At 65.6% G+C, this 11,939-nt stretch carries 9 protein-coding genes; 4 read left to right on the top strand and 5 right to left on the bottom strand.

The genetic code is table 11. The annotated features are described in order from the left end of the window. Positions 1 to 92: 92 nt before the first annotated feature. From carA to AB7C87_RS20695, 3 genes are all read left to right on the top strand, one after another. Positions 93 to 1,169 (top strand): glutamine-hydrolyzing carbamoyl-phosphate synthase small subunit, encoded by a 1,077-nt coding sequence (gene carA / locus AB7C87_RS20705; RefSeq protein WP_369731412.1) that lies wholly within the window; start codon positions 93 to 95, stop codon positions 1,167 to 1,169. A gap of 254 nt (positions 1,170 to 1,423) precedes the next feature. Continuing rightward, complete coding sequence (locus AB7C87_RS20700) at positions 1,424 to 1,774, top strand: winged helix-turn-helix transcriptional regulator (protein WP_369731411.1); 351 nt, start codon at positions 1,424 to 1,426, stop codon at positions 1,772 to 1,774. 576 nt (positions 1,775 to 2,350) lie between these two features. After that, positions 2,351 to 3,277, top strand: a complete 927-nt coding sequence (locus AB7C87_RS20695; protein WP_369731410.1) for a DMT family transporter — start codon at positions 2,351 to 2,353, stop codon at positions 3,275 to 3,277. A gap of 35 nt (positions 3,278 to 3,312) precedes the next feature. Here the strand turns inward: AB7C87_RS20695 and AB7C87_RS20690 are convergent, their stop codons facing one another. Then, the gene (locus tag AB7C87_RS20690) at positions 3,313 to 4,089 is read right to left on the bottom strand and encodes an SIMPL domain-containing protein (RefSeq protein ID WP_369731409.1); all 777 of its coding nucleotides are present in this window, start codon (positions 4,087 to 4,089) and stop codon (positions 3,313 to 3,315) included. A 110-nt stretch (positions 4,090 to 4,199) separates the two neighbouring features. Here AB7C87_RS20690 and AB7C87_RS20685 point away from each other — a divergent pair, with 110 nt between their 5' ends. Beyond that, positions 4,200 to 5,084, top strand: a complete 885-nt coding sequence (locus AB7C87_RS20685) for a universal stress protein (protein ID WP_369731408.1) — start codon at positions 4,200 to 4,202, stop codon at positions 5,082 to 5,084. Between the two features lie 187 nt (positions 5,085 to 5,271). Here the strand turns inward: AB7C87_RS20685 and AB7C87_RS20680 are convergent, their stop codons facing one another. From AB7C87_RS20680 to purH, 4 genes are all read right to left on the bottom strand, one after another. Next, positions 5,272 to 6,897, bottom strand: a complete 1,626-nt coding sequence (locus AB7C87_RS20680; RefSeq protein ID WP_369731407.1) for a hydroxysqualene dehydroxylase — start codon at positions 6,895 to 6,897, stop codon at positions 5,272 to 5,274. A gap of 156 nt (positions 6,898 to 7,053) precedes the next feature. Beyond that, positions 7,054 to 8,862, bottom strand: coding sequence for an extracellular solute-binding protein (locus AB7C87_RS20675; RefSeq protein ID WP_369731406.1), 1,809 nt, complete (start codon positions 8,860 to 8,862; stop codon positions 7,054 to 7,056). 274 nt (positions 8,863 to 9,136) lie between these two features. Then, the gene (locus tag AB7C87_RS20670; protein WP_369731405.1) at positions 9,137 to 10,096 is read right to left on the bottom strand and encodes a hypothetical protein; all 960 of its coding nucleotides are present in this window, start codon (positions 10,094 to 10,096) and stop codon (positions 9,137 to 9,139) included. 198 nt (positions 10,097 to 10,294) lie between these two features. After that, positions 10,295 to 11,932: a bifunctional phosphoribosylaminoimidazolecarboxamide formyltransferase/IMP cyclohydrolase gene (gene purH / locus AB7C87_RS20665; protein WP_369731404.1), complete on the bottom strand. Its 1,638-nt coding sequence runs from the start codon at positions 11,930 to 11,932 to the stop codon at positions 10,295 to 10,297. Between the last annotated feature and the right edge of the window lie 7 nt (positions 11,933 to 11,939).

Raw genomic sequence — 11,939 nt, 5'->3', positions numbered from 1 at the left:
ACCTTCGATCGGCGCTCACTTACCGATTACGAATTTCGTAACTCAGCTTCGAAGACAACACTTATGGCGGTGTGTCCGATACGTAGATCGTAATGACAGCGGCCTACGTTGCGTTGGAAGGCGGCCACGTACTCGAGGGGCGTGGTCGTGCTTCGGGAACAGCTCGCGGCGAACTGGTTTTCACGACGGCGTATACGGGATACGAGGAGAGCCTGACCGACCCGTCCTACGAGGAGCAGGTGCTCACCTTTTCGTACCCGTTGATCGGAAACTACGGCGTCCGAGCGGAACGGTTCGAGGACGACCGCGTCCACCCGCGAGCGGTGCTCGCGAAGGAACTCACCGAGGACGTCGTCGACTGGCTCGAAAGCGAGGGCGTTCCGGCGGTCGACCACCTCGACACGCGAGAGGTTGTCACCGACATCCGCGACGGCGGCGCGATGAAGTGTGGCATCGCCGTCGGCGACGACGTCACCGAGGAGGACGCACTCGACGAACTCGCGGCCTGCAAGGCGATGAGCGAACACGCCGACATCGGCGCACAGGTCAGCGTCGACGAACCGGTCGTCCACGGCGCGGACAACGACGGCCCTGACGTCGCGCTCGTCGACTGCGGTGCGAAGGGGTCGATCGTCGACTCGCTTCTCGACCGCGACGCGACGGTTCACGTCCTGCCGTACGACGCGGACGCCACAGACGTCGACGCGCTCGATCCCGACGTTCTGTTCATCTCGAACGGCCCCGGTGACCCCGCGAACTACGAGGACGCGATCTCGCTCGTCCAGGCGTTCGTCGAGGACGTCCCCGTCGCCGGCATCTGTCTCGGCCAGCAGATCGTCGCCGAAGCGCTCGGCGGCACGACCGCGAAGATGACGTTCGGCCACCGCGGCGTCAACCAGCCCGTCCTCGACGTAGAGTCGGGTCAGGTCGTGATGACGACCCAGAACCACGGCTACACGGTCGACGATCCGGGCGAGCACCTCGAGATTACCCAGGTAAACGTCAACGACGACACCCCGGAGGGACTCGACGGTATCGAGTACGACATCATCACCCGCCAGTACCACCCCGAGGCCAACCCCGGCCCGGAGGACACCCTCGAGTTCTTCGACGACGTCCTCGCGATGGCCGAGACGGAAGCGACGACGGCCGTTCCGGCCGACGACTGATCGGCGCACATTTCGAGTTTCGTACTTGGCCCGACCGTTCACTGCTCGTTCTGAGACGATCTGTCGTTTCGGGCGAGCGGCGGATCCAACAGTGTTTCGCCGGACTGTCGCGACGGCGGCCCGCCACCACGGCAAACGGGGGACGTGTCCCTCGATTCGAGACCGAGCGATCGCGCCGATCACGATTGGGGTGCCACTAACGGATCCGTAACCTGGGTGCGTAATTTATCCCCGCAGGTAGCACACCACCGAACGTGCCTGAACACACCACGGACGATTGGCAACGGACCTGGCATCATCTCCAGCGAGCGCTCGGAAACAAGTGGTCGTTTCACGTCCTTCACGTACTCGCCCGCGACGAGCATACGTTCGGCGGTCTCGAGGACGAAATCGACGGGATCTCCGCGACGGTGCTCGCCCGTCGTCTCGATCGGCTCCGGGAGACGGGATTCGTCGAAAAGCGGATCGTGGCGACGACCCCACCGAGGTCGTACTACCGGTTGACCGATCTCGGGAGGCGAGTCGCCACGTTCTTAGAGGAGATGGAGACGACCACTGCCGTCACCGAAACGCCCGATGGCGAACAGCTGGTCTTCCATGGCTGAGCGCTCTCCGACCGATGGGAAAGACGCCGGTATGACAGCGCATCCGACCGCTCACGTTGCACGACGCCGACGCCACGCCGTCTCCCGTCGACCCAAGATGCCCGAACGGTCGCCCCCGGCTCAGCCGTCGTCGGATTTCGGGTGGCCCTCTCTTCGCATCGCGATCCGGTGACGATCGACCTCTCGAGTGAGTGGTCTCGATCACACCGGCGATGGCACGGCGTGGACGCGGTCGACGTGGAGATCGCCCCTCGTATCGCCGCGTACACGGCGTTTTACGACCGTATCGGTCTCGATCCGGAGCAGACACCACCGTCACCGCTCTCGAGCGCGCGCTCGAACTCCTTCGACAGGGGTACGACATCTCGGCCGTTGGGCCGGCCGACTCCCCGATTGATACCGACACGTGAGGCGGACGGTCGTCACCTCCGGGTCGGACTATCGGTGTTGTAACCTCGGACCCCTGGTTATCCCTCGTCCCTTCGTCGGTGTTCGATATGCCCACGACCGACAGCATCTCGGTGGCCGTCCACGATCTCACACGCGAATTTACTCGGTGCCAACGCCACGAGAGCCATGGATCCTAACCCCGGCCCGGCAAACGGGTCGGCGGGCGCTGTACTCGCACTCGCGAGTTCGATGGCGATCGCCGGAAGCTCCGTCGTGGTCGCGAAGATCATCGTCGCCGATCTCCCGATTTTTCTCGCCAACGAACTTCGATTCGGTATTGCCGCCGCCATTCTCGTCCCTGCGTACGTGCTCACGAACGGTGGCATCAGCCGCGTTTCGAGACGCGATAGCGCCATTCTCGTTGGGCAAGCGCTCACTGGTGTCTTCGCGTTCAACGTACTGCTGTTCTACGGGGTTCAATTCACGAGCGCGATCGAGGCGGGCATCATCACGAGCACGGCGCCCGCACTGGTCGCGGTGCTCGCGATCGTCTTCCTGAACGATCGACCGACGAAAGCCACCATCGCCGGAACGCTGCTCGCGATTCTCGGCGTAGTCGCGCTCGAGGTTTTCGGGGGAACGGCCTCGTCCAGCCACGGGCCGAACCCACTGTTGGGAAACGCCCTCATCCTCGGGGCTGTCTTCGGCGAAGCGTTGTTTACGATACTCGGAAAGACAGTCTCCGACCGGGTCTCGCCGCTCGAGATTGCGACGGCGGCGAGCGTACTCGGAGTCGCGTTTTTCTTCCCGTTCGCGTTGTACGAACTGACGTGGTTCGACCCCCGAACGGTGAACGTCACCGCGTGGCTCCCCGTCGTCTACTACGGGGTCGTGGTTACTGTCGTCGCGTTCGTGCTGTGGTTTCACGGGCTTGCGACGGTTCCCGCGAGTACGGCCGGCGTGTTCACGGCGGTGTTGCCGGTGAGTGCCGCCGTTCTGTCGATCGTCCTCCTCGACGAACCGTTCGGGCTCTCTCACGGCGTCGGGATTCTGTTCGTTCTGGGCGCTGTCGTACTTACGTCGCGAGGGCTCCGAAACGGTTCCTCGAGTTGAAACGGTCGTTTCCTCTCTGTGCCACGAGAGAACGTTCACTCGGATTCTTCGAAGCCGTAGACGACCTCGACGGACGCGCTCACGGTAACGTATCCGGTGTCGATCTGGGTCTGGGGCGTCGCGCCGGCCGCGGAGTCGTCCGCCTCGGCGACCGCGTAGCCGTCGGCGCGGACGGGCACGACGTCGACGTTTCTGGTCGACACCGATTTCGTCCCGGTGATCGCCACCCCGCGATTGTCGGCGATGTGGCGGGCCTCTTCGTCGGCGTTCTCGAGGGCGTGATCCAACGCGTCGCCTCGCAACTCGGCGCGTTTCTCGTCGCTCAACCCGAAACTGACGCGTCCGACGTCGTCGGCACCGGCCGCGGTAACCGCGTCGATGACCGCTCCCGCCCGGTCGACGTCCTCGAGGCGAATCTGGAAGCTGTGTGCACCCTGGTAGCCGCTCCCGTCGCGCTCCGGCCGAATGGTGTACCGACCCGACTCGACGTCGTCGTCGGGAATCTCGAGTTCGTCGAACGCGTCCCGGAGGTCGTCGGCCCGTTCGGCGAGGTCGGTCTCGACCTCGTCGGCGCTCTCCCCGGTCGCCTCGATGCCGACCCGAAGCCTCGCCTCGTCGGGTTCGGTTTCGACCTCCCCGTTCGCGCTCACCTCGATCGTTCGACCCACCGACTCGCCGGTCGCCGATCCGGTTATCGATCCTTGGGCGGCCGATCCGTCGTTCGAATCGCTTCCCAGTACGGTCTCGAGACACCCTGCCGTCGCGGCGGTGAGGCCCGCCGCCGACACTGCGAGAAACTGTCGTCGGTCCATACCCTCGTATCGAGTGGACGTATCAAACCACCTCCGCAAGCTAAAACGTCTCTTTCACCGAGTACAGCCCGGCGGCGAGCTTATGTCTGCTCGAGTGATACTCACACGCAATGTCGGCTGGCCGTCTCCTCGTCCCCGTCGCGAATCCGGAGACCGCAAACCGGTTGCTCGACACCGCCGTGGACCTCGCGGCCGATCGCAACCTCGAGATTCACGTCCTCTCGGTCGTCACCGTCCCGATGCAACTGTCGCTCTCGCAAGCACGATCATCCCTCGAGACCGGGGACCGCGAGGAACTCGTCGACGACGCCGTCGAGCGCGCCCGCGGATACGGCGTCGACGCGTCGGGTCGAATCAGATTCGCCCGGAGCGTGGCGAGTGGCATCTGTGGCGTCGCGACCGACGTCGACGCCGAGGAGGTTTTGCTCGGCTGGCGCGGTCGGTCGAGACGGCGAGACGTCGTCCTCGGCAGTCACATCGACGCCGTCCTGGCCGACGCGCCGTGTGACGTATTGGTCGAACGTATCGACCGCGACCGCGCGCCAGTCTCCTCCGTACTCGTTCCCGTCGCTGGCGGGCCACACACGACGTTCGCCGCGTCGGTCGCCGGCTCGCTCGCCCGCACGTACGACGCTCGCGTCGAACTACTCACCGTCGTCCCCGATCGGACCGAGGCGGCGGTCGCCGACGCTCGAGGCCTGCTCACGCGGACGTCGCCGGCCCTCGATGCCGTCAGTTCCGTCGAGGAAACCGTCCTCGAGGGACCGGTCGTGGAGACGATCGTCGACCGAAGCGAACGCCACGAAATCACGGTCGTCGGCGCCGCCGAAGCTGGTCTCTTCCGGCGCGTCCTCGTCGGCGACATCGCCGAAGCGGTCGGGCGGGAGGCCGACGGGACCGTCCTCATGGTGAAACGACACGAACCCGTCTCGAGTGCGCTCCGGCGGCGGGCTCGCGATCGCGTCGGTTCGCTGTTCCGACACGAGAAGCGCTGAAACGGTTCGTACGTTTGCAGGCATCATTCCCGGGAAACCGCCGTTCGGGGTCGCGGTTGTGCCGGTACATCGCTACAGCAAGCCGTCTCACTCATTGCTCGCACTCGAGCGACCAGGATCGTCGTCGAGTGCAGAATCGGTCGAGTCGAACGGAAGATCGGACTCGACCGAACGGAAGATCGGACGTTCAAGACCGTCCGCCGAGCCGTGCCGTCACCGAACGCACAGACTGCGTTACTTCCGCGGGATGTGGTAGCCCGAGGCGGTAGCGGAACCGATCCTCCCGCTTGAACGGCTCGAAGACGACGGGTTCCTCGAGTTCCCAGATGGTCGCTCTCTGGGAAATTCCGTACCGGCGACGGATCGAATTCGCCGCCCGGCGGCCGGCCTCGTTCGCCGACTCCATCGACGCCAGGTCGGAGTTCGTCCGGACGTAGTCGCCCGCGAGCACGAGGTTCTCGATGCCGACGTCGGCGGGGGGACGGTTGCGAAGCGAGCCGGCGGTGTTGATCAAAAGCGGCGAGCGGTTCTCGACGCCGTCGTCGGTTTCGACGATCGCGGGATCGAGAAACCAGTCGACGAGTACGTCGTCGGTGAGTTGCGGTTCCGCAGTGTGAAGGTGCGCTTGTAGCTGAGCCCAGATCTCCGTCGCGATCTCCTCGCGGGTACACTCCCTGGCCGGTTTATCGTACAGCACACCCGGCGCGTTCCAGTTGGACGCGATCACCGAGAGGACGCCGGCGACGTCGTCCGGTCCGCGTTCGTCTACGTCGTAGTCAGTCCAGAACTGGCGCTGGGAGATCGACGTCAGCGCCCACGGCGAGTCGGTGTACACCTGGTGGCCGGGGCTCAACTCGAGGTCGACGGAGAGGTAGAACTGGATGCCGTTCATCCAGGCGGTCTCGAGGCGCTCGATCCGGCCGAGTTCCGGCGCGGCGCGTGCCAGATCGGGCGTGACGAACGCCGGTGCGACGTCGACCGGGACGGCGAGGACGTATTCGTCGGCCGAAATCGTCGTCCCGTCGGCGAGTTCGACGCCGTCGATCCGACGGCCATCGAACGAGATCGATCGGGCGGCGGTGTTCGGACGGAGGTCTACACCGAGGTCCTCGAGGTGACCGAGCCAGGGATCGATCCAGGCTTCGTTCGTCGGCGCGTTCAGGATCCGCTCGGTCGGTCTGGTGGGATCGAGTTGGCCGAACAGCAACTGGAGGTAGATCGTTCCCATCGTCCGTGCGCTGGCAACCTGTGGTCTGAGCGCGACCAGCGACTGCGTCGTCGACGCGAGCCGATCCCGAAACGCCGGCGAGCGGTTCTCGGCGTCGGTGAACTCCCACCAGGAGACGTCGTCCAGTTCTTCCGTCCGCCGTTTCTCGCAGGCGGTCAGGAGGTACGCCAGCCGCTCGAGCAGGAAGTGGACGTCGCGGGCCGGTAATTCGTCGGAAAACGCCGGACGGAGCGCCTCGAGCCAGCCACGAACCGAGTTGGGCGTCCGCGTCTCCGCAACTCGATCGGGACCGGTGGTGCTCGCGAGCAGCGTCGCCTCGGTCTCGACGAGGTTGTCCGCGACGGTCCCACTTCCGTCCGGAATGCGCGCCATCGTCTCGACGACGTGGCGGTAAAACGCGGGGAAAAACCGGAAGCCGTGCTCGCCGTGAAGCGGGGCGGGGCCGTCGTCGATCGGCATCGATCGCGCTTTCCCACCGAAACGGTCGTTGGCCTCGAGGACGGTAACGTCGACGCCGCTCTCGGCGAGTTCGTGAGCCGTCGTGAGGCCGCCGATTCCTCCGCCGATCACGAGAACCGTCGTCATTATCCCGTCCTACGGCGGCGAGCGGATTAACGGCCACCCCTAACGAGGTGGTTTCGATCGGTTACGGGGACGAAGAGATTCGCCCATTTCTGTCCACCGAATCCGGCACTGGGAATCGGTCTCGCGGACAATGTTCAGTCGTGGTGACCAATCAATTCAGGTTGGACCGCCACTCAACTCGCCCTCAATCTCCGCTTCGGCGTCCTCGAGGGCGGTCTCCGCGGCGCGGTCGCCGGCGAGCACCGATTCGAACGCCGCCTGCAGCGGCGGGTAGATCGTCCGCATTGTCGAGTCCGGTGGCTCGAGCGTTCCCGTCGTCGCCGATTCGACGAACCCAGCCGCCGACTCCGGGAGCTCGTCGCTGTCGGCGACCGCCGCCGACGCCGGGACGGTACCGTACTCGTCCGCGTTCCGAACCTGCACCTCCTCGTTCGTCACGTACCACTCCGCAAACGCGACCGCTGCAGCGGTCGCGTCGCGTTCCTCCGGATTCTCGAGTGCCGACGTGAACGACAGCAGATCTGCTCGGACGAACGGACGCGGCCGGTAATCCGCGTCGGCTGGCTTCGGCAGCGTCGCCACGCCGACGTCGATCCCGTTCGCTTCGGCTCGAGCGGCGACGTCGGGGCCGGCGATGGCGAACGGAACGTTCCCGTTTACGAATGCGTCGTCCCGATCGTCGGGATCGGTAGGGGCGGTCGTGACCTGCGGTGCCAGCCGCTCGGCGACGAACTCGATTCCACGGACGGTCCCCGATCCGGTCAGTCCCACCGAGTCCGACTCGGCGTCGTAGTAGTACCCGCCGAACGCGTACACCCAGGCGGCGTACGTGGATGGTCGGTCGAGGGAGTAGTCGATTCCGCTCGTTTCGTACCCCGTGTCCTCCGCGTGAGCGGCTATCTCGAGTAGTTCCGCGACCGTCTCCGGCGGTTCCTCGACGTGCTCTCGATCGTAGAGAAGTGCGACGGTCTCGAGCGTGCAGGGGACGCCCACGATCCGGTCCTCGACGATCCCCGCTTCGGCGACGGGCGAGACAATCGCGTCGTCGAGATCGATCCCGAGAACGTCGCGCTGGTCGGACAACAGCCTCCGATTCGCAACGTCGGCGGCAATCGTGTGAGATAACTCGACGACGTGGGGGCTGTCGCCGTGATCGTCGAGGGCTTCGACGACGTCCCGACGTAGCTCGGACGACTCGGGATCGACGGCGTACGGGGAGTCAACCACGAAGCGCTCGAGATCCGCCCCGAGCCGTTCCCGTCGGTCGTCGCTGCGGCGGTGTCCGAGCCGCGCTGCTGCCGGACGCGGCAGAAACGGATTCTCGAGCGAAGAATGCTGTCTCAGTCTCGAGGACTGGTACTCGTTTGGCTCCACGAGCCCGGAATCCGGTCGCTCCGACGCGAGTCGGGCGTACGAGACCGTCACCTCCGGAGGCGGTGACGAGGCGCGAGCGGTTCCGACGACGGCCCCGGTGGTTCGCCCCCCGTCCTGTCCCCGATCGACGGCGGTTCGTGGTCGGTCGTCCGCGTCGAACCACACGTCCGCTACTCGGACTGTGAGCCACTCGGGGACGGCGTCGACCTCGAGCGAGACGTCGACGGTCCAGTCGGCGCTGTAGGTCGTTACCGTCGTGAACCAGCCGGTGTCGTGTTCCGTGCTCTCGCGTCGGTCGGGGTCGGCCTCACGCCAGGCGAACTCGCCGAGCGACTTGCTCGCGAGCTCTCGGCGAGCGACGTCGAAACAGACTAGTTCGACGCCGTGGAGGGTCGCATCCCGCGAGTTGACGCCCTGGACGAAGACGTCGACCGATACCGGGATCGACGTCGGTACCTCGGCATCGAACGGCTCCCGAACCGACACCTCGAGACGGGTGTAGGGAAACGGGCCGTGATAGATACACCCGGCGAGGCCGGTTGCGGCTGCGAGGCTCCCGGTTCCCAGTAGCGCCCGCCGTGAGAGTTTCACGCGTCGATCACCAGCGCCCCCATGCCTCGATCACCCGTGGTCTCGCCCGTCGATTACCCGCGTATCGGCGCGGTTTCCCTTCGAGACACCCCATCGATCCATCTGTCACTCACACTGTCCGAACGAGTGATATACTTTACCCAGTACGACCGGTGAATCGAAGGGATGTCTCGACTACGAGTGGCGGGAGAGCCGTCTCCGCGAGCGAGGACGGCGGCCTCCTCAGCTCCGAGCGGTGTCGAGACCCGCCGTCAGCGCCCGATTACGTCCCGGTTCACCACGAGGTCAGCAGGTCTCGCGGTTTCCGGTCCGGAACGGCGTCGTCGGGAAGTGCGTCCCAGCCGAGTGGCTCTTCGTCGGGATCGGCGTCGGTCTCGAACCCGGGATCCGCGACCGGGGGGCCGCCGCGATACTCCGGCGGCGGCGCGTCGTGGGCGAACACGCCCTCGGGATGCGGGACGGTCCAAACGTGCATCATACACGGCGTCCGGCACGGAACCGAAAGCTCCCCCTCCTCGTAATCGCGCTCGTGGACCTGCCGGTAGTACGCCCACGCCAGTCGACCGGGCAATCCGCGGTGGTAGTGCCACGGCGAACACCGGTTCTCGTCGCCCGTCCCTTCGTGGTCCGTCTCCGCGTGATCCGTTTCACTGTGGCTCGAGCCGTCGTCCGCCCCCTCGTGACTCGAGTCGCCGTTCGCTCCGTCGTCGATCGAGTCCCCGTTGTCCGACGCCGATGCCGCGTAGAGCGTGGGCGGGTCGACCGGATCGCCGTCGACGGTCGCGATGAACATGACGCCGATCGGTCGCCAGGATTCGTTGTCGACGAGAATCGACTCGGGACGGTCGGGGTCGACCAGGGTGTCGTCCCCGATGTACTCCGGGCTCAGCCAGTGTGACCAACCCGCGGTCGCCCCGGGACGTTTGATGTCGAAGTACGGCAGGAACTCCTCCTCGAGCAGGCTCCCGACTGTCGGGTATTGGGTGTCGATCGTCTCACTGGCCTGCTCCCTAAGTTCGATCGTCTCCGGATGGTCGTCCGCACACCTCTCCATACTCGCGCCCTCGCAGTGGTCCATGTCGGTCCGAATCGTCGCGTCCGGACACCGCCGGCTTCCACCCGACTCGGCGTCTCGAGCCGTCGTCGTCCCCACCGCGGAGACGCCCACCGCCGATCCGACCGCCGAGAGCAGTGCCCGCCGCCGAACCGCCGAACGATCGCGTTCGCCGTTCATGCCACGAACTCGCACACCTGCCCCGACCCTAAATGCTGTCGGCGATCACCTGTACTGTCGTCGGCACAGAACAGTCGCTGCAGCGGATCAGTTAGTGACCGGATCGAGGAGCGGGTAGCCGACTACCTGGATCACGCGTCGCTGTCCCCTTCGTGGCTCACGACTCCCGTCGGTCGTCGCTCACCAGTCCGCGCTTGTTCAGTCGTGTCTGAACGACCGTTGACCCGTAAACGCCATCGAAATGCCGTGTTCGTCCGCCGCCTCGATCACGTCGTCGTCGTTGACCGATCCCCCGGGCTGGACGACCGCTTCGATGCCCGCCTCCGCGGCCTCCTCGATACCGTCCGGGAACGGGAAGAAGGCGTCCGAGGCCATCACGGCACCCTCGGCGTCTTTCCCCTCGGCGTGTTCGTCGGCTTTGATCGCCGCGAGCCGAACCGCGTCGACGCGGGAAACCTGCCCCATCCCGATGCCGACCGTCTCGGTGCCGTCGGCGAACAGAATGCCGTTCGATTTCACGTGCTTGAGCGTCTGCCACGCGAACACCATCGACTCGAGTTCCTCCTCCGTCGGTTCGCGTTCGGTAACGACCTCCAAATCGTCGACCGAGATGGTCTGTAGATCTCGTTCCTGGACGAGTCGGCCGCCGACGATGGGCTTCTCGGTAAAGCGGTCCGTTCGCTCGCCGAGTTCGCCGACATCCAGCACGCGCAGATTGTCCTTCTCGAACAGTACTTCGAGGGCGTCGTCAGTGTAACCGGGGGCGACGACGACCTCCTTGAACGAGTCGACGATCGCCGCGGCGGTGTCGGCGTCGCACTCGCGGTTGAGGGCGACGATGCCGCCGAAGGCGCTCATCGGATCCGTCGAGAGCGCCTTCTCGTACGCTTCCGAAAGGGAGTCAGCCGTCGCACAGCCGGCCGGGTTGGTGTGTTTGATCACCGCGGCGGCTGGCTCGTCGAACTCCTTGATCAGGTTCAACGCACCGTCGGCGTCGTTGTAGTTGTTGTAGCTGAGCGCTTTCGCGCCCTCGTTCAACTGGTCTGCGTGGACGACACTCGCCTCGTCGCAGGTGTAGTCGGCGTACACCGCGGCGTTCTGGTGGGGGTTCTCGCCGTATCGGAGGGTGTTGAGACGGTCGCTCGAGACGATTCGGCGACCGGGAAGCCCATCGTGTCCGGCGTCGTCGGCACTCGCCACGTCGACCTCGACGGTGACCTCGCCGGCGGCTTCGTCGACGTCTACCGCACCCTCGGCGAACCACTTCACGGCCCGGGGGTACGCGCGGAACTCTCCGTCGTAGAGGACGCGCTCTTTCAGGCTGTCGGCGTCGTCGCCCTCGTAGATCGGGATCGGTTCCTGGGTGACGATCGGACCGGCGTCGACTTCCTCCTCGATAACCTCGCCGTCGCCGTCCGTCGCGTCCGTCACGACGTGAACCGTACAGCCCGTCACGGAGACGCCGGCAGAGAGGGCATCGCCCCAGGCGTCCATGCCGGGAAACGACGGCAACAGCGAGGGGTGAACGTTCAGCGTCGTCGGCGCACCCTCGAGGAACGTCTCCGAGAGAATGCGCATGTAGCCATCGAGACAGACCAGGTCGAACTCGTAGCCCGACAGGGCCTCGAGGACGGCCTCCTCGTGTTCGCGTCGATCCATCCCGTCGACGAGCGGGACGACCTCGGTCGAGATTCCGCGCTCGGCCGCGGACTCGAGGACCGGCGCGTCCTCGCTGTTCGTCAGAATCACCTCGAGTTCGGCTCCGCCCGGTGCTCGATCGGCGATGTTCAACAGGTTGCGCCCCCGGTTGCCGGCCATCCCGGCGATTCGCGTCATAGTTCCA

It is taken from the genome of Natrarchaeobius versutus (assembly GCF_041205745.1).
Classification (GTDB): Archaea; Halobacteriota; Halobacteria; order Halobacteriales; family Natrialbaceae; genus Natrarchaeobius; species Natrarchaeobius versutus.
Note: the sequence above shows the minus strand (reverse complement) of the source record. Positions and strands in the feature narration are given on the sequence as shown.